The following is a 19,679-nucleotide window of genomic DNA, read 5'->3' on the forward strand; positions in this document are numbered from 1 at the left end:
CCGATCCTGATAAGCCAGCCCCCCTGCAAGGGGTCGCTTTCTTTTGGTTACTTTTCTTTACGAGTAAAGAAAAGTGACACCTCCATGTGCCCAAGAGCCTGACACCACTCCGCCTTTAGGCCCTGCAATCCTAAATAATTAAGCATAAAAAACCTATAACTACGCAAACTCAAATTCATGAATCTATATTTACCCGCTCGTAAATAAAATTAACCAAAATAAAGCGATCCTTGCTGGATTCGTCGTGGGCGCGGTGGCACCGGATTGGATGGTCTGGGTCTGCGCAATCGTTGCGGCCGTCGGCCTCATCTGCATCCAGCCGTGCGGGCGCGGGTTATTGTGATATTGGCTATCGCATTCTCTTTTTGAAATTAGTTTTCAGTCGGATTTATCAGGCAAGCATCGACCGATGAATACGCAGATCAGAGTTAAAAAATGGAAACGCATCAAACCGGTATAGGAATGGCAGGCAGGACCGCCGTCATCATCGGCGGTACCTCGGGCATCGGCCGCGCCGTGGTGGACCGTTTTGCCGCGGCGGGCGGTGCGGTGATCCTCGGCGGGCGCTCTCAAGAAACGCTCGACGCGGAACTGGCCCGGATCGCCGGAGCCGGCGGCACGGCCACGGGCCACGTGGTCGACATGGCCGCGCGGGAATCGATAGCCGCATTCTTCGCCAGGGTGCCCCACCTGGACTACCTGTTCGCGCCTGGCGCGGCCTATCAGGTCGCCTCCATCCACAGCGATGACCACGACGCGGTGGAAAGCCCCTTCCGCAGCAAGTTCTGGGGCCAGTACTACGCAGTGCACGAGGCCGCGCCAAAACTCTCGCCGGACGGCGCCGTCGTGCTGATGTCCGGCGCGGCGGGCGCACGGCCCGTCAAGGGCGCCTCGGCCTATGCCGCGTGCAACTCCGCCATCGAGGGCCTGGGCCGCTCGCTGGCGATCGACCTGGCACCGGTGCGCGTCAACACCGTTTCGCCCGGCACCATCGACAGCGACCTGTGGCGGCGCCGTCCCGCCAGGCAACGCTCGTCCGCCTTTGACAGCTACAGCCGCGCCACGGCCCTGGGCCGGGTCGGCACCGTGGCAGAAGTGGCCGACGCCGTGCTGTTCCTGTTCGGCAACGGGTACATGACGGGATCGACCTTGTTCGTCGATGGCGGGTACGTGCTGCCTTGACGGCGGCCCTGCAACCGTTTTTCCCGCGCATGCGCCCCGGCCCCAACGGCGCGGGCCTGTCCCGGCGCGCCATCCCGGCCGAGATCGACAACAGCCTGCGCCGGCTCGGCACCGGCCATGTGGACCTGTACCAGATCCACTGCCGGGATCCGCATACGTACCGCACCGGCCCGTCGGGTTTTGACCTCAGGCGGCCGGCCGGTCTCCGGCCGGTTGCAAGACGGCGGCGCCGGCATCGCGCGTGATCAGCCGCAAGCCGCTGGCGATACTGGCCACGCCCGCGAAGCCCGCGCCAAGCCCGAGCGCCAGCGTCGGCCCGTGCCGCCCCGCAATGCCGAAGCTGAGCGCGACCAGGGCCGCGCCGGTCGCCTGGCCGAGCAGGCGCGCGGTCGCGATCACGCCGCTGGCGCCGCCGCTGCGCTCGCGCGGCGCGCTCGACATCAAGGCCTTCAGGTTGGGCGACTGGAAGAAGCCGAAGCCCGCGCCGCAGATCGCCATGCGGATGCCGATATCGAGCGCGCTGGGATGCGCCGGCAGCAAGGCCAGCGACGCCATGCCCGCGCACATCACCGCCAGCCCGACGCCACCGAGCAAACCGGGCGGATAGCGGTCCGACAGCCGGCCGGCAAGCGGCGCCATCAGCGCCACCACCGCCGACCACGGCGTCATCAGGAAGCCAGTCTCGATCGGGCTGCGCCCGAGCACGCTTTCGAAATAAAACGGCAGCGAAACGAAGGCCAGCCCCTGCGCGGCAAACGAGCACACCGCGGTCATGGTCGACAGCGCGAACATGGGCCGCTTCATCAGGTCGATGGGCAGCATCGGCGCGGGATGGCCGCGCTCGCGGCGCAGCAGCAGGACGGCCGCCACCAGGAACACGGCCAGCGCCGCCAGCGACAGGCGCAGCGGCGCGCGCTGCGCGCCCTCCCCCAGCGCAAAGATCAGCGCGGCGAACATCACCACGTTCAAGCCCGCCGCGACGCGGTCGAAGCGGTGCGAGCCGCGTGCGGTCTGCGGCAGCGCAGACCAGGCAATGTAGAGGGCCAGCAGGCCGATCGGCAGGTTCACGGCAAACAGCCATGGCCAGGGTCCGAGCGACAGGATGATCGACGCCACCGTGGGCCCGACCGCGAACGACACGCCGACGATCAGCGCGTTCAGCCCGACGCCCCGCCCGAGCCGGTGCGGCGGATAGATGGCGCTGATCAGCGCCGCGTTCACGCTCATGATGGCGCTCGCGCCGACGCCCTGCAGCAGGCGCGCTGCAGCGAGCGTGGGCAGGGACCAGGATAGCGCGCAGACCAGCGACGCGCCGAGGAACAGCATCAGCCCGCCAAGATAAACGCGCCGGTGCCCGACGATGCCGCCGAGCGCCGCGAACGGCAGCAGCGTGGCCACCATGGCGAGCTGGTAGGCATTGATCACCCACACGGATGCCGCCGGCGTGGCGTGCAGGTCGGCGGCGATGGCCGGTAGGGCGGTATTGGCAATCGCCGTATCGAGCGTGGCGAGAGAGACCGCCAGCAGGATGGCGGCCATGCCGCGGCGTTGCTGCGACGTCAGGGGGGCGTCCGCCGCAAGGGGTGCAAGGTTGGAATCCGCTGTGTTCGACACTGTATCTACCAGTTCCCGCCGGCCGGGCGGCAGCCGGGAAGCGTTGCCGCCCATCCGCTCTTGCGCCCGCCGCTATTGCCCGATTATTGTTTGAGTTGTCTGATACATGAACCGTGGCGCACATCGAAAAAACGGATGCTGCGCACGGTAAGCCGACACAATAAGGGAAAACGCGAAGGTTTGCTGGCGACGGGTTCGAGGCTGGCGGGCGGATGCCGGAAACACCCTATGCCGCCGACCAGACCGCGAGCTCGTATCCGTCCGGATCCTGGAAGTGGAAGCGCCGGCCGCCCGGGAACGAGAACACCGCCCTGACCACCGTAGCGCCGGCTGCCTCCACGCGCCGCTGCGTTTCCGCCAGGTCGTCGGCGTACAGGATGACCAGCGGTCCGCCAGGCCGGACTTCTTCACCGGTCGTAAAGCCGCCGGTCAGCCGGCCATCGCTGAATTCGCAATAGGCGGGCCCATAGTCCGTGAAGGTCCAGCCGAAGACCGCGCCGTAGAATGCCTTGGCACGGGCGATGTCGCTGACGTTGAACTCGATATTGTCGATCTGCCGGTCCTGGCCCCTGGTTCCCATTACCACTCCTTGCTGGTTGACGTTGATTGACGCCGGTTGACGTTGTTTGACGATGGACACCATGTTCGCCCGGCGGCCAACGAAAATCTTGAATAAAACGGCCACTCAGGCGCGTACCTGGCCCAGCAGAACCTTCGCCGTCATGCCGGCGAGCGACTGGATCTCGCGGCTCAGGTGCGCCTGGTCGGCGTAGCCCGCGTCTGCCGCGATGGCGGCCAGGCCGGCTTCCGGCGACGCTCGCGCCAGCGACAGGACGCGCTGGAACCGCAGGATCCGTTCAAGCGTCTTCGCACCGTAGCCGAAATGCTCGTGACTGCGGCGCCTGAGCGTCCGCTCGCTGAGGCCAAGATGGCGCAGCACCAGCGGAATCGCCTCGCCCGCCGTGCCGACGCTGGCCTGCACCAGCGCGAAGATCGCCGCCGCTTCCTGGCTCGGGGGTGCGACGAGCGGAATCCGCTTCGCCAGTTCGCTCTGGAACACCGCCGCCTGCCGGCCGTTTGCCTCCGCCTCGGCCAGTTGCCCGGCCATCGCCTGTGCTCGCGGGCCCCACAGATCGGCCAGGTCGAGTTTCCTGCCGACGAGGTCCGACATCGGCACGCCCAGCCAGTGCAGCGCGGCACCCGGTTGAAACCGCGCGCCCAGCACCGCCGCGCCGGGCGCCAGCTGGGGCCTGGCCGCCGTGATATCCGGCCCGACCACGAGCAACCGGCCAGCGCTCCACAGCAGGTCCACGCAACCATCCGGCACCACGGCCACTTCCGGTACCGGGCCGGCCGGCAGCACGCTGGTCCACATGCACTGGAAATGCTCTCGCAGCTCCTGCCTTGGCCGGGTCTCGCTATACTGCCCGACGGCCCCGGCCAGGGCGGGGTACTCTCTTTCTTGCATGCGTGCCAGTTCAAGAACTGCGTAGTATGTTGCGGGAAGCCGGCCCTGCCGCCAGGGCCGGCGAAGCGGGAAAGGCACACAGGATAACGGAGCGCCCGGCAAACGCCATCGTCGACGCCTTGACGCCATCCCTTATCCGTTCAATTCGAACTGGGAGACACCCGGGCGTTCGCCTTGGGAAACGGCGAATATTGCGCGCGAAGCCTCCGGCCGCGCGATCCCTGCACCAGGCGTGCCCCTTCCTTCCTCCCTGCCGTTCTTGGGGCGCTGGCCAGCGGCCGGCCTTCTTTGCGCGGCGCGGTCGCCCGGCGAACGCGTAAAGGCCTATGCCCGCTCGGCCCCCCCTGCACCTCAACGACTCCGGATATTGGGCAAGCGAGGACTGCTGGAGTCGTCGTGCCGACCGCGTCCTGCCGTATTCCGTTCGTTCCCGCGCGAGTTGCGGGAGCGCGGACGACTACCCGCATGAACCTCGCCGGGAGCTGTGCGGGGGAGCCAGGAATGGGTATTCCTATCGCGATCGGGCACCTGATCTGACTGACCTGATCGTTGAGGGTGGGGTAAACCATTACCAAACGACGCTGGCACGCGCAAAGACATGGAACTAGAATCCGTATCGTTCTTGCAACGAACCATTGTTCGTCTATAGAACATTCCGGTGAATATGCGCTGCGCACCGGGATCGGGGTAATCCCCAGCCGAATCTGCCCAACAGGCATTCAGGGAGCGTCGGCATCCAAGGCTTGGCCGCGTCATTCGCGTCGGGCCCACCCGGTGCCCCAATCCGAACGGCGCACCACCACTCTGGGATACCCGCTGGACGCCCAGCGGCACCTTGCATCCCCAACGGCCTGCGCGCTTGCAACCTGAGCAAAAGCGCGGACCATGAGCCCGCTTCGTAAGCGAACGGGTTTGAGAAAAAGGATCATGTCCGGAAGCATCAAATTCATCGACACCCGCACCGGTTGTTTGCGTGTCGCACTCTCTGGCCCAACCGACGCGCCAGTACTTGTTTTCAGCAACTCTCTTGGCACCACATTGGAAATGTGGGACGTGCAGGCCGAAACGTTCTCGCGAGATTACAGGGTTGTGCGCTATGACACGCGCGGCCACGGCGGCAGCGTCGTGACGCCCGGTCCTTATTCGTTTGATCAACTGGGGGAAGACGTCATCGCACTGCTTGACGCACTAGATGTACCCCGCGCCAGCTTCTGCGGCATTTCGATGGGGGGGCACACGGGCTTGTGGCTCGGCATCAATGCGCCGGCACGCTTTGACGCCATCGCGGTTTGCAATAGCGCGGCAAAGATCGGTACCCGCGACGGGTGGACCAGCCGTGCGGCACAGGTGCGCGAAGGCGGCGGCGCTGCGATGTCGGATCTGGCTGCCTCGTCGCCCTCGCGATGGTTCACTGACGCTTTCGCTCGGCGCGCGCCCGAACTCGTAGCGCGCGCGCAGTCGTGGATTGCAGGGCTCAGCCCCGAAGGTTATGCCGCATGCTGCGAGGCTTTGGCGGTGTCGGATTTGTGGACGCAGATCGACCGTATTTCGGTTCCGACTCTACTGTTGGCAGGCGCGGCGGATCCGGTGACGACAGTGGCCGAAGCTGAGTCCATGCAACGAGCGATTGCGTTTTCGCGCATTGCCACCGTTCCGGCATCGCATTTGTCCAATCTTGAAGCACCCGAGCAGTTCAATGCAGCCATTATTTCATTCTTATCCGGATGTGGCGCGATACCACAGGAATAATCACGGAGCTACCAGACGATTCATCAAATCTGTCCCCGTTCATCGCGCCTGATTGTGCGGGCGCGTATTTATCATCTGCTGGCGAAATACCTGCGTTATGGGACATAGTCTATCTGACGACGAACTCAAAGCATTGGAAAACGAGACCACTGCACGATTTCCCGCAAGTGCGGTTGCTTCCATCCTCTAAACTCAATCCTCTAAACGCGGTCCGACTACGCGATTAATAATCACAGCGCCCAGAGACAAGGTTTATGACAAAGATCACAGGTTTTTTTACGGAACTGATGCGGCGCTATTTGCCTGATCCGTTCGTTTTTGCAATTTTGCTCACCATACTTACTATGGTGCTCGCCATTGCTACTGAAGGACGTATGCCTCTGGTGACAAACGTCGACTGGGGAAAAGGGTTTTGGAGCCTGCTGTCGTTCACGACGCAAATGGCAGTCATTCTTGCCATGGGCTATGTACTTGCCACCGCGCCGATCATGGACCGCCTGCTCGACAGGATCGTGTCTCGGGTCAATCAGCCGCGAACCGCCGTGGTTGTCGCCACGCTGGTCGGCTGTGTCGGTAGCTATCTGAATTGGGGCTTTGGCCTCGTGATCGGCGGTATTGTCGCGAAGAAGTTGGCGCGCAACGTCAAGGGGGTGCACTACCCGTTGATCATCGCCGCCGCCTACAGTGGATTCACGATGTACGGCTTGGGCCTGTCCGCGACGATCCCGGTACTGATCTCGACCAAGGGGCATGCTTTCGAGGGCAAGATGGGGATTGTGCCGTTGACCGAAACCATTTTCTCCGCGCCAATCCTACTGACCAGTCTTGCCGTGCTGATCCTGCTTCCGCTGCTCAATGCCGCGATGCACCCGAAGGCGGGGGAACCGGTTACGGAAATCGACGCACGATTGGACGATGCGGAACAAAAGCACACAGGCGCGGAAAATCTGCTTGGTGACAACACGATTGCATCGAAGCTTAACAATAGCCGCATCTTGAGCTATCTGATCGGTGGGCTGGGTATGTTGTATGTCGCGCAGCACTTCGTGCAAGGCGGAGCGCTCGACCTCAACATGATCAACTTCTTTATCCTATTTCTCGGTATCCTGTTGCTCGGCACGCCGATCAACTACGTCGAGAAGCTCAACGAGGGCGTCAAGACGATCGGCGGCATCATTCTTCAGTTCCCATTCTACGCCGGCATCATGGCAATCATGGCCTCGTCCGGTCTGGTCAAGACGATCGCACACGTTTTCATCGACATTTCCACCCCAATGACGTTGCCGTTTTGGGGGCTGATCAGCTCCTTTATCATCAACTTCTTTGCGCCGTCTGGAGGGGGGCATTGGGTAATCCAGGGGCCGTTCATGATAGATGCTGCGACTGCGATGGGCGCTTCAATGGCCCAAACCTCCATGTCGGTCATGTTGGGCAATGCCTGGAACGATCTTGTGCAACCGTTCTGGATCCTCCCCGCCTTGGCGCTCTCGCGGCTCAAACTGAAGGACATAATGGGCTATACGGTGTTATCAATGTTCCTGGTGGGCGCAATTTACATTACGGTCATTTCTGCATGGCCACATCTGTAATTCGCATGGTCTCATGCGTATATCGAGGAAAATGAAATGTTGTTCATGGTTGAAATGCTTGTCGATATTCCCAACTCGGTCCCTGCCGAGGAAGCGGCGCGGATCAAGGCCGACGAGAAGGCATACTCTCAGGCGCTGCAGCGCTCGGGAAAATGGCCGCACATCTGGCGCGTGGTGGGTCAGTACGCCAACGTGAGCATTTTCGACGTGGAAAGCAATGACGAACTGCATACGCTGTTAAGTCAGTTGCCGTTGTTCCCGTTCATGAAAATCTCGGTCACGCCGCTTGCACGCCATCCGTCTGCGATCTGATAGCGCGGGAAACGCCGCTGTGAAGCGCCCCGGGTGACGATGACGTCGGGCATGCCCGGATCTGTTGCCAGCCGGGGGCGTAGCCACACGAGCGGTCGGGATCGATGGCGAGGGCACGGTCAGCTTGCCAATAGCAAGACAAAGCAAAGGCAGGCGGAAGCCGCGCATGCGCCGCTCGCGCTCCCGCGTCGGCTGGTGGCTGTTCTCAGCACGGTTGTTGACGCGAGTGCCGGCTTTGACTAACACATGCTTGACGTTCGCCAGTTCCGGAATATCGGCTTTCGCGGCCGGATAGCTGCGTAGCTGATTTGTCGCACCAGAGACGGATCGTCTCGTAGCTCACGGCCACGCAGCGCTCGGACAGCAACTCCGCGATGCCGCGCAGGCTCAGGTAGAAGCGAAAATACCAGCGCACCGCGTGGCCAGATAACAGCCGCCGGAAACCGGTGGCCATGATAGAGCGATTTCGTTTTCGTCATCACGTCATCTCGCGCAACCGCCACGCCAGCGTGGTAGAGCCGCCTTCGCGCTCGCGGCGCCTCGTTCCCGCGCATCACGAACGGCTGATTTTCTATCACTCTGCCGGGATGGCGTGCGTACAGACCCGCCAGCCGCTCGGCCAGAAACCGGCGCGACCAACGCGCGATGAAGCGCGAATCGCAACCGAGCCGCTGCATGATCGCGTCGCGCGATTCCCCGTCTTCAAGCATCAGGATCAACCTGGCCCGACGCACATCCGCTGCGCGTGGCTGCCAACAATTGCTCTCGCTCGAGCTCGTCCAAGTTCATTTTTCCCATGCATCCATCATGGATGAATGGGGTGCCATTTCAACGATGCGATGGACTAGGTCAGGTGCTCGGGCCACTCCTGATCGGTGCACTCGTCGGCACGTTCGGCTGGTCGGCCGCGAGCGCGCTGATGCTGACCGCAGGCGTCGCGGGCGCGGCCCTCGGTCTGTCGCTGGCGCGAGATTCGTCGCGCCGGCAAGGTCGCCTCGGCTCTTCAGGAGATAACGTTTCCATTCGTCATGAATTTGCGCGCGCCATCGAGCCCTGAACCGCCCCGACAGCGCCAACCTCAACGCCTGAGCTTGCTGGGCCAGCGCCTCCATCGCCTGCTCGCGCGACCGCGTTCCTGAAGCGCATCAGATCGGCAAAGCGCACGCGCCGATGTTTGCCCGTCTTGCGATAAGGCAGGGCGTCCGTCTCCAGCAACTTGACGAGATGAGATGAGGACGCGAAACCTTCTTGCGGCAGGCGCGGCCAGTGTCCAGACCCCCACGCCCACCGTCTCCTTCACACCATCCGGACGATCAGGCCTTCTTCACCCATGCACTGCACCAGCCCTTGGACGCGACCTGCTTGCCGGCGAAGAGCGGACAGCCGCCGCTGGCATCGGTCGCCTTGCCCTGGAAGAGCTGGCAGTTGCCGCAGTGCTGGCTGGCGTCATGCTTCGGGTACTTGGCCTTATCGACCTTGGCCGAATCCGCCTTGTAGCCCAGGCCGACGGCCTGCGGATCCTTCTCATCCACCATCGGGCCGCTGCCCTGGGCTCGCGATGCCAGGGGAACGCCCAAGGCACCTGCCGCCGCAATGATCGGAATGCCCTTCAAGAAATTACGACGAGTTGACATCTTTAATCCTTTTTGTGGGGGGGGGGACAAGCTGGACGGGTACGCTTATGTTGCGCCGCACCATCCGTCAATCATCGGCGCGCCCATGGAAGCGCGCGCCTGGATACCGGCCCGGACCTTGCTCGCGCAACAGTGCGCAAACAGCGTGCAAGGAAAGGGCAGACACGCCGCCGGTCGATTGGCGCGGGTCCGGATCGAGTTTAGCCGACGGTGCACTCGCGCGGCATTGATATGGGCCAAAGAGGCACGAACGAAAGCCGTGCCTGTCGGCGCTGGCGCCGGCAGGCACGCTGCTGCGCGGGCTCATGCGACTTTACGTCGCACCCTCGTACAGGGAAAGGCGGCCTCGATTCATGGCGCAAGCCGGTGCTAGCGCCGTTCGCCTATCTCGACAATCGCGCCATTGGGTCCGACCAGGTAGAAGTCGGCTCCGATCCCCACCCAATGGCGGCCTCGCGCCGGCGGCGGCAAGCCATACCCACGCCAGTCATCCACCACGTACTGGCGATCGCGGTATTCCGGCGGAAGCCGGTCACCCCGGTTCCAATGGCCGGGCCCGCCCCGCGCGTTGTCGCGGTCGCCATGGTCGCCACGGTCATCCCGATGCTGGGCCCCGTATTGATAACCGCGGTCGGGACCTCGGTCGCGATCTCGGTCCGGCTGCGCGAAACTCGAAGCCGAGACCAGGAATCCGCCGGCAAGCAATGCGCCCAGCAGCAATCTGTTTCCTACGGTTCTTGTCATTGAGCACTCCTTTTGATTGGCCGCCACGGCCCTGGCACCTGAACGGTCGTTCCAACAAAGACAAAGCGCCACGCCGTCAGCAATCCACGCGAATGACTTGTCGCGACAAGCAGGCTCGCAACGTCGACGCCCGACTTAAGGATAGTGGCTGGGATAGCATCTGCGGGCGGCATGGAGTCGGAAAGCGCCGGATCGGGCGCCCGCCAGGATGTTGGCCTCGGCCGGTGAGGACAGAAAGAGACAGCAGGGAGCTGGCCGGCAGGGAAATCTCCGCCGGTCTTGTAAAAACTGGCGCGTCGGGACGGCAGTCAGGAGATGCCGCCGATATCACACCGGAAGCCGTGCTGCGCGATACGCCGATGCCATCGCCGGGCGCCGGCGGGAAACCGCCAAGCCCGCATCGCACGGCATGAGCGCTAGCGGATCGCTTTCAAGCGTGCGCGCCACGGAGCCCGCCGGCGAAGCGGGCCTGCGCCGGGGCATTGGCTGCGGGGACGGCATCCAGCTTGAATTCGCCGACCGCACCCTGCAGCTGGTTTGCCTGTTCCGCCAGGGCCGAAGAAGCGGCAGCAGCCTGCTCCACCAGCGCGGCATTCTGCTGCGTCACGGCATCCATCTGCATTACCGCCTGGTTCACCTGCTCGATCCCGCTGCCCTGCTGCGCCGATGCCACCGCGATCTCGCCCAGGATGGTCGTGACCTGCCGCGAGGCCGTGACGATCTCGCGCATGGTCTGGCCGGCCTGTTCCACCCGTACCGAGCCGTTGCGCACCTGATCCGCCGAGTCGCCGATCAGCCCACGGATTTCCTTGGCCGCCGCGGCGCTGCGTTGCGCCAGGGTACGCACCTCGCCCGCCACCACGGCAAAGCCGCGCCCCTGCTCGCCCGCGCGCGCCGCTTCCACGGCCGCATTCAGGGCCAGGATATTGGTCTGGAATGCAATGCCCTCGATCACATCGATGATATCGACGACCTTTTTCGAACTGGCGCTGATCGCCTGCATGGTCTCCTCGACCTCCCCCACCGCCGTACCGCCGCGCTGCGCGATATGCGAGGCGTTGGCCGCCAGCTCGTTCGCCGCGTGCGCGCGTTCGGTGTTCTGCCTGACCATGGCGGTCAGCTCGCCCATGCTCGAAGCGGTCTGCTGCAGCGCGGCGGCTTGTTCCTCGGTTCGCTGCGACAGGTCGGTATTGCCGGCGGCGATCTGTTTCGACGCATCCGTGATGGAGTCCGTCGATTCCTTGATCCGGCTCACCAGGTCGGTGAGCATGTCTTCCATCTCGCCCATGCCGCGCAGCAGCCGGCCGAACTCGCCCTGCCGCTCGGTTTCGAATTCCTGGCTGAGATCGCCGGATGCAACGGTTTCGGCAATATAGACCGCCTCGCCAAGTGGTTGCTCGACGCCGCGCGCAATGCCATAGGTAAAGGCGGCGCAGGCCAGCAGGGCTACCAGCCAGAGGGCAAACATCAGGGTTCGCGCGGAGTCCGCGGCTTGTTCCGCATTGCCACCCGCCGTGCCCGGCAACTGGCTGAGCCCGACGGCGATGGCTGCGGCCATCAAGAGCAGCACTACCGCGAAACCCGCGCCAAGGCGCGCACGAGTACTCAGGTTGGCAAGTAACGTCATTGCTGCATCTCCCCTTTTTTTGGACTCCGCCTGCTTCGTCATTCGGCTAACGGCAGGTCGCGGAAGAACTTTAGGGAGCTGCCGGATGCAGCCGTGCTTCGCTTCAGACCGATTGCGGATCCCGCGGCGCTGCGCCATCGCCAGCGCGGGCGCCGGCCGGAAAATGCACGCCCGCACGCTGCGCCGCGCGCACGATGTGATCGGACATGGCGCGCTGCGCAAGGCTGGCATCGCCGGCGGCAAGCGCATCGATGATGGCGCAATGCTCGGTATAGGTGGCGTGGCGGCTGCCGCGCTGGTAGAACGGCAGCCGCTGGCTTTCCTGCATCACGTCCGTGCTGTTGCGCAGGATATCGGCGATGGCGCGATTGCCGGCAATGGCGATGATGCGCATATGGAAATCGAAATCCAGCCGGGCCGCCTGCGTGAAGTCGGAGGCATCGATGCAGCCCCGCATCGCCTCGGCGTTCTCGCGCAAGGCCTCGATGTCTTCCGGCAACAGCGCCGCGGCGGCCAGCCCCACGGTGAATCCTTCCAGCGCAAAGCGCAGCTGGTAGATATCGGTCAGCGCATGGGAGGTGGAAAAGCGCCACTGCGGCGCCGCGCCGCTGGCAGCGTCGGCCGCCACGTACACGCCTTTGCCCGGCCGCGAGACAACCAGCCCGAGCCCCTGCAGCGTGGACAGGGCTTCGCGCAGCGAGGTGCGGCTGATGCCTAGCTGCTCCGCCAGGTCCCGTTGCGACGGCAGCAGCGACCCGGCCGGATACTTGCCGCCTTCGATCCACTCGCGGATCAGGGTGGCGGCGTTGGCGGAAATGGCGGTGGCTGTGACCATTGTCTGGCGATGTAGTCCTGCGGTGGGTAAGGCGGGGAAGACCGGAAAAGGCCCGGCTCCAACGGCCGCGAGCGGCAAATGGCAACAAGCGGCAATCCGGGCGCGCCATCGGGCGCAAGCGCTGCCGCAAAAGCAACGGCAAATTGTACTCGACCGCCTGCCGGCGGCGGGCGCGGCCGCCCGCCGCGCCCCCTCCCCTTATTTGTTCACCAGCCGTGCCGGCACCGTATAGGTCAACGCGGCGCCGCAGAGCAGCACACCCGCCAGCACGAACATGGCCATGTTCGTGCTTTGCGTCGCGTCCTTGATCAGGCCGATCATGTACGGGCTGACGAAGCCGGCCAGATTGGCGAACGAGTTGATCATGGCGATGCCGGCCGCGGCGCCGGCGCCGGACAGCAGCGCAGTGGGCAGGCTCCAGAACAGCGGCGAGGTGGCGAGGCTGCCGCCGGCCGCCAGCGCCAGTGCCGCGAGGGACAGCACCACGTTGTCGCTGAATATGGCGCTCAGCGCGAGCCCGGCGGCGCCACAGCAGAACGGCACGATCAGGTGCCAGCGGCGCTCGCGCATACGGTCGGAGCTGCGGCTGACCAGGATCATCGAACACACCGCGACGGAAAACGGAATCGCCGTCAGCAAGCCGATATTCAGCGCGCCGGTCACGCCGGCCTGGCGGATCAGCGAGGGCAGCCAGAACGTCAGCCCGTACTGCCCCATCACCGTGCAGAAGCAAATGCAGGCCATCTTGACGATGCGGCTGTCCGAGACCAGCTGGCGCAGGGACATGTGGCCGTCCTTGGCCGCGTTCTCGCTGGCGATGTTGCGCTCGAGCAGGTCTTTCTCGGCCTGCGTCAGCCAGCGCGCCGAGCGGATGTTGTTGTCGAGATAGGCCAGTACGGCAATGCCGACCAGCAGCGAAGGCAGCGCCTCGATCAGGAACATCCATTGCCAGCCCCGCAGGCCGGCGAGGCCCTGCATCGACTCCATGATGAAACCGGAGAGCGGCCCGCCGAAGATGCCGGAGACCGGGATCGCGCACATGAACAGCGCCACCATGCGGGCGCGGCGATGCGACGGAAACCAGTAGGTGAGATACAGGATCATGCCGGGATAGAAGCCGGCCTCGGCCGCGCCGAGCAGGAAGCGCAGCACATAGAACTGCGTGGTCGTCTGCACGAACACCATCGCCGCGGAGATCACGCTCCACATGATCATGATGCGCGAGATGGTCGCCTTGGCGCCGATCCGGTGCATCAGGACATTGCTCGGCACTTCGAAGAAGAAATACCCGATGAAGAACAGGCCCGCGCCCAGCCCGTAAGCGGACTCGCTGAATTGCAGGTCGGCCAGCATATGCAGCTTGGCGAAGCCCACGTTGACGCGGTCCAGATAGGCCACGACGTAACACAGCATCAGGAACGGCAGCAGCCGCCACGCTACCTTGCGGTAGACGGCGTTCTCCTGTGCCGCGGCGGCACTGGCGGCAGCGGGCTCGGGGGCCAGCGATGGGGCGGTGGTCAGGGACACTGCGGTTTCCTCCTCGGATGGTGTGGCGAGCCACTCTACTGGTATTACCAGTATGATTTGTTAGCGATGAAGGAGAATACGTCCACCAAGAATCTCAGGAAACCGGCGTAAACCCTGTATTTTTGCCGACTTGACGATGTCGGCACGAGACCCGATACTGACATTACTGGTACTACCAGTTGAAATATACAGATCTGCACCAGACCAATAGCCGCCCTTCCGGGCGCCCGTTGAATATCAGGAACCAAGAGGAAATAACGTGTCACCTCCCGACGAAACGGCGATCGATCGCCCAACGCCTTCCAGGCCGCCGGCGGCGCGCCTGCCGGTCGAGCCGCTGAGCGCAGCCGCCTTCGCGGCGTTTGGCGATGTCATCGAAAGCGAGGGGCGTGCGCCGATGGTCATCAATGGCGGCATGACGTTGCGCTACAACGACCTGGCCGGGATCGACGTCGGCGCGGGCGGCGGCCGCGCCTTGATCAGTTTCTTCGATGCGCAGCCCTACGCGCTGCCGCTCGTCATCGCGTCGATGGAAAGGCATCCGCTGGGCAGCCAGGCATTCGTGCCAATGGGAGAAGCGGTATTCCTGGTGGTCGTGGCGCCAGCGGGCGACCAGCTCGACGAGACCGCCATCCGGGCATTCGTCACCAATGGCAGGCAGGGCGTCAACTACGCGCGCGGCATCTGGCACCACTCGCTGATCGTGACTCAGGGCAACGCCCGTTTCGTGGTCGTGGACCGGGGTGGCGAAGGGCACAACTGCGACGTCACCGAACTGCGGGCCGGACTCGAGATTTCGCCATGACCGGCGGGCCGGGGTGAAACCTCCGTGGCCAGTTCCCCGGCGGCGCCTGCGCCTCTTTTTCGGGCCGGGTTTTTCCAGGCACGGACAGGAGTGCTCCCCACGTCATGGCAAGCGGGCTTTCCAAGCCCCGGGCACGGTATAAGCTGGTCAATATCGTTCGTGTTACCAAGGGGACTGCCATGGCCGCGCGCTCCATCGCCTCCCTCTCCCTGAGTTTTGGACTGGTCTCGATCCCGGTAAAGGTGTATTCCGCGACCGAAAGCAAAGCCGGGGTGAGCTTCAACCTGCTGCACAAGGGCTGCGGCTCGCGCCTGAAGCAGCAATACGTCTGCCTGCGCGAAGGCGTGGTTGTCGAGCGCGCCGACATGGTCAAGGGCTACGAGTTCGAGAAGGATCACTACGTAGTCTTCGAGCCGGACGAACTCGACGCGCTCGAAGCGTCGGCACAGCACACCGTCGACATCGTTTCCTTCATGCCCGCCAGCGCCATCGACCCGATCTACTATGAGAAGGCCTACTATCTCGGGCCCGACAAGCGGGGCGCCAAGCCGTACCGCCTGCTGGCCGAGGCGATGAAGCAGACCGGCACCTGCGCGCTGGCCAGGTGGGTATGGAAAGGCAAGCAGGCCATGGTGCAGGTCCGCACCGGCGAGGACGGCCTTGTCCTGCAGCAACTGCTGTACGCCGACGAGGTGCGGCCGATGGCCGAATTGCACGTCGAAAAGGCCGATCTGCAAGCTGCGGAACTGGCACTGGCCCGGCAGCTGATCGAACAGAACGCCGTGGCAGGCTACGACCCCACGGCCTACGCGGACGAAGAGAAGGAACGCATCCTCGCCGCCATCGACAAGAAGATCGCCGGCAAGAAGATCACCGTTACCGAAGAGCACCGGGCCGAAGGCGGCGGCGCCGAGGTCATCGACCTGATGGCAGCCCTTCGCGCGAGCGTGGGACAGAAAAAACGGGCGGCCGGCGCGGCCGCCACGTCGCATCTCGAACCCAAGGAGCGCAAAAGCGCGAAGCGCGCCACGCCGGCGACATCCGCACCGGCCCCCGCACGGCGCGCAGCGTCGAAGAAGTGACCAGCGGATGCCGACCTATACCTATACCCTGAGGGAAATCCAGGCGATGCTTGGCATCTCCCGGGGCATTGCCTCCCGGCTGATTGCGGCGGGGATCGTGACCCCGGCCAGGGGGCCGCGGCGCGAGTTCCTGTTCACGTTCCGCGATGTGGTCATGCTGCGCACGGCCCATTCCCTGCGCGCGGCAAACATACCGGGCCGGCGGATCCTTCGCGCATTGGCCCGGCTGAAAACATCGCAGGGCAGCGAACAGCCGCTGAGCGGAGTACGCATCGTCGCCGTTGGCAATGAGGTGGTGGTGAGAGAAGGCAACCGGCAATGGCACGTGGAATCGGGCCAGCAGCTGATGGATTTCAATGCCCAGGCTGGCAGCACAGCCAGCGCGACTGTGGCCCCGCTGCAACGGCAAGCCCAGACCGACAGCGCGGCAGGCTGGTTCCGTGCGGCCTGCGACCTGGAAAGCGCGTCTCCCGCCGAAGCCGAGGCGGTCTATCGCCAGGCCATCGCCGCCGATCCGGGCTATCTCGATGCCTACCTGAACCTGGGCTGCATGCTATGCGACGCTAAAAGGTACGCCGACGCAGTGGACCTGTACCGCAACGCGCTGGCGCGTTTGCCGGACGAAGTGCTGATCCATTTCAATCTGGCAGTGGCACAAGAGGACGACGGCCGCAGGCAGGAAGCACTGGCCAGCTATGAACGCTGCATTGCCCTGCAGCCTGACTTCGCGGATGCCCACTTCAATGCCGCGCGCCTGCACCAGGAACTGGGCGACACGCGGCGAGCGATCCGGCATTTCAACCGGTACCGCAAACTGCAGCCACGCGCGTGAGCCCGGTTGGCGCCGGTAGCGCCAACCCCATCACTCCATCCTGAATAAAACAGCCCCTCAGTCCCGCGACCCCAGCACCCGATTGATCCGCAGCGCCAACATAGTGCACGCAGTGCCCGAAAGCAGGTAAAGACTGACGGCGACAAGGCCAAACCTGGACGACAATCCAAGCGCCACCAGCGGCGCAAAAGCCGCACCAAAGAGCCACGCAAAATCGGAAGTCAGCGCCGCGCCGGTATAGCGGAAGCGCGTCTCGAAGTTCGACGTGACCGCACCCGCCGCCTGCCCGTACGACAAGCCCAGCAAGCCAAACCCGACCACGATGAAAATGCCTTGCCGGCCAAGGCCGCCGCCCATCAGGAACGGCGCGAACAGGCTGAAGATGCCGATCAGGACCGCCAGCACGCCGAGCGTGGTGCGCCGCCCGATACGATCCGCGATCCGCCCGGAGGCAATGGTGCCGAGGATGGCGACCGCGGCACCGACGATCTGGATCACCAGGATGCTGTTGACATCCTCATTGGTATTCAGCTCCACCCAGGACAGCGGAAACACCGTGACAAGGTGGAACAGCGCATAGCTCGCCAGCCCGGCGAACGCGCCCAGGAAGACGTTGTAACCCTGCCCGCGCACGATCGTCATGGTTTCGATCGGCTCCAGTTCGCCTTCGTCCAGCAAGCGGGTGTACTCTTCGGTCAGCACCAGCCTGAGGCGCGCGAACAAGGCCACCACATTGATGGCGAACGCGACGAAGAACGGATAACGCCAGCCCCAGTCGAGGAAGTCCCGGCCGTCCAGGTTGGTATGCAGGAACAGGAACAGGGCGCTGGCGACCAGGAAGCCGATCGGCGCGCCGAGTTGCCCAAGCGAGGCGAACCAGCCTCGCCGGTTGGGCGGTGCGTTGAGCGCAAGCAGCGAAGGCAGCCCGTCCCACGAGCCGCCGAAGGCGATGCCCTGCAGCACGCGGAAGAACGACAGCAGTACGATCGATGCGCCGCCGAGCGTGGCGTAGGTTGGCAGGAAGGCAATGCCGACGGTGGCGGTGCCAAGCAGGAACAACGCCGCCGTCAGCTTGACGCCGCGCCCCCACCGGCGCTGGATCGTCATGAACAGCGTGGTGCCGAACGGCCGGGCGATAAAGGCGAATGAGAAAATGGCGAAGGCATACAGCAGGCCTTCCAGGCGGTCCGCGAACGGAAAGTAGACGGACGGGAAGACCAGCACCGAGGCAATGCCGTAGACGAAGAAATCGAAGTACTCCGACGCCCGGCCTATGACGACACCGGCGGCGATCTCCGTCGGCGCCACGTGGGCGCGGTGCGAGGCGACTTCAGGCGCCGGGGGTACGGAAGGCGAGTGGTGCTGCTGTGTGACGCTTGGCATCATCGTCCCTGCTCGTGAGTCGTCGGGATCGTGCTTCGTATTGCAACCATAAGAATAGGCGAGAGCGATGCCGATGCGCCATAGGGAAAAGGTCCAATGCACGCAAAAAAATCGGCGGCGTAGAGTCAGCGGTCACCGTGACGGTCACGCTACCCCTTGCCGGCAATGCCCATTCTCCAAGCCAAGCGCGGACTGCTGTTACTTCCCGCCGTTGCACTGTTGACCGGCTGCAACGCCGTCCTCCTCTCCCCTTCCGGCGACCTCGCGGTTCGCCAACGTGATCTGATCATCATTTCAACCGGCCTGATGCTGTTGATCATCGTGCCGGTGATCGTGCTGACCCTGCTGTTCGCGTGGCGCTACCGCGCCTCCAACCAGCAAGCCGAATACGCTCCCGACTGGGATCACTCGACCCTGCTGGAACTGCTGATCTGGGCGGCGCCGCTGCTGATCATCATCGCGCTGGGCGCGCTCACCTGGGTCAGCACGCACAAGCTCGATCCCTACCGGCCACTGGCGCAGCTCGATGCCGAGCGCGAGCTGCCACCGGACAGCCAGCCGCTGACCGTGGAAGTCGTGGCGCTGGACTGGAAGTGGCTGTTCTTCTATCCGGAGCAGGGCATCGCCACCGTCAACGAGCTGGCGGCTCCCGTGGACCGGCCGATCCGTTTCAGGATCACCGCCTCCACCGTGATGAACTCCTTCTTCATCCCGGCCCTGGCGGGCCAGGTCTATGCCATGCCCGGCATGGAGACCAAGCTGCATGCGGTCATCAACCAGCCTGGCATCTACGACGGCTTCTCGGCCAACTACAGCGGCGCGGGCTTCTCCGGCATGCACTTCAAGTTCCACGGCATGAGCACCCGCGAGTTCGAGCAATGGGTGCAGCAGAACAAGGCCGGCGGCACCGCACTGACGCGCGACGCCTACCTGAAACTGGAGCAGCCCAGCGAGCGCGAGCCGGTGCGCCGCTACGCCAGCGTGGCGTCCGGCCTGTACGACGCGATCCTGAATCGCTGCGTGGAAGCCAACCGCATGTGCATGAAGGACATGATGGCCGTGGACGAGCGCAACGGCCGCGGCAGAGCCGGCGCCGACAGCTTCGCCGTGCCCGCGGCCGCCACGCGTACCAGCCTGGGCCTGTCGGACATGCCGGCGCGCACCTACGCCGGCCCCGTCTGCACTGCCAGCGACCCTGCCGGCACGGCCGGCGCGCCCGTCCCAGAGCGGGCGCAATGACGAACCGCAAGACGCCTCCCTGTTCTCCTTAAACGTGCCTAGCCGGTGCGGACCAAT

18 protein-coding genes and 3 pseudogenes are annotated in these 19,679 nt (G+C 64.2%); 10 read left to right on the forward strand and 11 right to left on the reverse strand.

Annotated elements, in window-relative coordinates:
• The first annotated feature begins 435 nt into the window (after nucleotides 1–435).
• Together AC3FOF_RS29995 and AC3FOF_RS30000 are read left to right on the forward strand one after the other, a co-directional pair.
• Nucleotides 436–1,182: an SDR family NAD(P)-dependent oxidoreductase gene (locus AC3FOF_RS29995; protein WP_488728672.1), complete on the forward strand. Its 747-nt coding sequence runs from the start codon at nucleotides 436–438 to the stop codon at nucleotides 1,180–1,182.
• Between the two features lie 20 nt (nucleotides 1,183–1,202).
• Nucleotides 1,203–1,340 (forward strand): annotated as a pseudogene (locus AC3FOF_RS30000) (aldo/keto reductase); the annotation flags it as partial.
• Between the two features lie 28 nt (nucleotides 1,341–1,368).
• On the opposite strand, the gene AC3FOF_RS30005 reads toward AC3FOF_RS30000, so the two are convergent.
• The 3 genes from AC3FOF_RS30005 to AC3FOF_RS30015 form a co-directional block, all read right to left on the reverse strand.
• Nucleotides 1,369–2,745 carry an MFS transporter gene (locus AC3FOF_RS30005; RefSeq protein ID WP_488728717.1) on the reverse strand — a complete coding sequence of 459 codons (1,377 nt, stop codon included), beginning with the start codon at nucleotides 2,743–2,745 and terminating at the stop codon, nucleotides 1,369–1,371.
• 277 nt (nucleotides 2,746–3,022) lie between these two features.
• Nucleotides 3,023–3,376 (reverse strand): VOC family protein, encoded by a 354-nt coding sequence (locus AC3FOF_RS30010; RefSeq protein ID WP_017229482.1) that lies wholly within the window; start codon nucleotides 3,374–3,376, stop codon nucleotides 3,023–3,025.
• 105 nt (nucleotides 3,377–3,481) lie between these two features.
• Nucleotides 3,482–4,264, reverse strand: coding sequence for a DUF6597 domain-containing transcriptional factor (locus tag AC3FOF_RS30015; protein ID WP_488728673.1), 783 nt, complete (start codon nucleotides 4,262–4,264; stop codon nucleotides 3,482–3,484).
• A gap of 927 nt (nucleotides 4,265–5,191) precedes the next feature.
• On the opposite strand from AC3FOF_RS30015, the gene pcaD reads away from it, so the two are divergent.
• From pcaD to catC, 3 genes are all read left to right on the forward strand, one after another.
• Nucleotides 5,192–6,013, forward strand: coding sequence for a 3-oxoadipate enol-lactonase (gene pcaD / locus AC3FOF_RS30020; protein ID WP_035815308.1), 822 nt, complete (start codon nucleotides 5,192–5,194; stop codon nucleotides 6,011–6,013).
• A 254-nt stretch (nucleotides 6,014–6,267) separates the two neighbouring features.
• Nucleotides 6,268–7,602, forward strand: a complete 1,335-nt coding sequence (locus AC3FOF_RS30025; RefSeq protein WP_017229479.1) for a short-chain fatty acid transporter — start codon at nucleotides 6,268–6,270, stop codon at nucleotides 7,600–7,602.
• A 36-nt stretch (nucleotides 7,603–7,638) separates the two neighbouring features.
• Entirely contained in the window at nucleotides 7,639–7,914 is a 276-nt protein-coding gene (gene catC, locus AC3FOF_RS30030; RefSeq protein ID WP_017229478.1) for a muconolactone Delta-isomerase, read from the forward strand.
• Nucleotides 7,915–8,061: 147 nt separating this feature from the next.
• Here the strand turns inward: catC and AC3FOF_RS30035 are convergent.
• Together AC3FOF_RS30035 and AC3FOF_RS30040 are read right to left on the reverse strand one after the other, a co-directional pair.
• A pseudogene (locus AC3FOF_RS30035) lies at nucleotides 8,062–8,393 on the reverse strand (IS6 family transposase); the annotation flags it as partial.
• Nucleotides 8,394–8,474: 81 nt separating this feature from the next.
• Nucleotides 8,475–8,712: pseudogene (locus AC3FOF_RS30040) on the reverse strand (helix-turn-helix domain-containing protein); the annotation flags it as partial.
• A 55-nt stretch (nucleotides 8,713–8,767) separates the two neighbouring features.
• Here AC3FOF_RS30040 and AC3FOF_RS30045 point away from each other — a divergent pair.
• A complete protein-coding gene (locus AC3FOF_RS30045; RefSeq protein ID WP_430869677.1) occupies nucleotides 8,768–8,971 on the forward strand; it encodes a hypothetical protein in 204 nt (67 codons plus the stop codon).
• A gap of 256 nt (nucleotides 8,972–9,227) precedes the next feature.
• On the opposite strand, the gene AC3FOF_RS30050 is transcribed toward AC3FOF_RS30045, so the two are convergent.
• The 5 genes from AC3FOF_RS30050 to AC3FOF_RS30070 form a co-directional block, all read right to left on the reverse strand.
• Entirely contained in the window at nucleotides 9,228–9,548 is a 321-nt protein-coding gene (locus tag AC3FOF_RS30050; RefSeq protein WP_035815305.1) for a high-potential iron-sulfur protein, read from the reverse strand.
• 369 nt (nucleotides 9,549–9,917) lie between these two features.
• Nucleotides 9,918–10,292 (reverse strand): RcnB family protein, encoded by a 375-nt coding sequence (locus tag AC3FOF_RS30055; protein WP_035815303.1) that lies wholly within the window; start codon nucleotides 10,290–10,292, stop codon nucleotides 9,918–9,920.
• 430 nt (nucleotides 10,293–10,722) lie between these two features.
• Entirely contained in the window at nucleotides 10,723–11,919 is a 1,197-nt protein-coding gene (locus AC3FOF_RS30060) for a methyl-accepting chemotaxis protein (protein WP_017229475.1), read from the reverse strand.
• Nucleotides 11,920–12,022: 103 nt separating this feature from the next.
• On the reverse strand, nucleotides 12,023–12,754 hold the full coding sequence (locus AC3FOF_RS30065; RefSeq protein WP_276268073.1) for a FadR/GntR family transcriptional regulator: 732 nt from the start codon (nucleotides 12,752–12,754) through the stop codon (nucleotides 12,023–12,025).
• A gap of 198 nt (nucleotides 12,755–12,952) precedes the next feature.
• Complete coding sequence (locus tag AC3FOF_RS30070; RefSeq protein WP_488728718.1) at nucleotides 12,953–14,275, reverse strand: MFS transporter; 1,323 nt, start codon at nucleotides 14,273–14,275, stop codon at nucleotides 12,953–12,955.
• 265 nt (nucleotides 14,276–14,540) lie between these two features.
• Between AC3FOF_RS30070 and AC3FOF_RS30075 the strand changes: the two genes are divergently transcribed.
• The 3 genes from AC3FOF_RS30075 to AC3FOF_RS30085 all read left to right on the forward strand — a co-directional run bounded on the left by AC3FOF_RS30075 (nucleotide 14,541) and on the right by AC3FOF_RS30085 (nucleotide 17,000).
• Nucleotides 14,541–15,086 carry an ureidoglycolate lyase gene (locus AC3FOF_RS30075; protein WP_488728674.1) on the forward strand — a complete coding sequence of 182 codons (546 nt, stop codon included), beginning with the start codon at nucleotides 14,541–14,543 and terminating at the stop codon, nucleotides 15,084–15,086.
• Between the two features lie 179 nt (nucleotides 15,087–15,265).
• Entirely contained in the window at nucleotides 15,266–16,168 is a 903-nt protein-coding gene (ku, locus tag AC3FOF_RS30080; RefSeq protein ID WP_035815319.1) for a non-homologous end joining protein Ku, read from the forward strand.
• A 7-nt stretch (nucleotides 16,169–16,175) separates the two neighbouring features.
• On the forward strand, nucleotides 16,176–17,000 hold the full coding sequence (locus AC3FOF_RS30085; RefSeq protein ID WP_488728675.1) for a tetratricopeptide repeat protein: 825 nt from the start codon (nucleotides 16,176–16,178) through the stop codon (nucleotides 16,998–17,000).
• Nucleotides 17,001–17,057: 57 nt separating this feature from the next.
• Here AC3FOF_RS30085 and AC3FOF_RS30090 read toward each other — a convergent pair whose 3' ends face one another.
• Nucleotides 17,058–18,383 carry an MFS transporter gene (locus AC3FOF_RS30090; RefSeq protein WP_035815317.1) on the reverse strand — a complete coding sequence of 442 codons (1,326 nt, stop codon included), beginning with the start codon at nucleotides 18,381–18,383 and terminating at the stop codon, nucleotides 17,058–17,060.
• A gap of 165 nt (nucleotides 18,384–18,548) precedes the next feature.
• Between AC3FOF_RS30090 and cyoA the strand changes: the two genes are divergently transcribed.
• On the forward strand, nucleotides 18,549–19,622 hold the full coding sequence (gene cyoA / locus AC3FOF_RS30095) for a ubiquinol oxidase subunit II (RefSeq protein ID WP_276265939.1): 1,074 nt from the start codon (nucleotides 18,549–18,551) through the stop codon (nucleotides 19,620–19,622).
• Nucleotides 19,623–19,679: the final 57 nt, after the last annotated feature.

The organism is Cupriavidus sp. 96C5-1 (genome assembly GCF_057798855.1).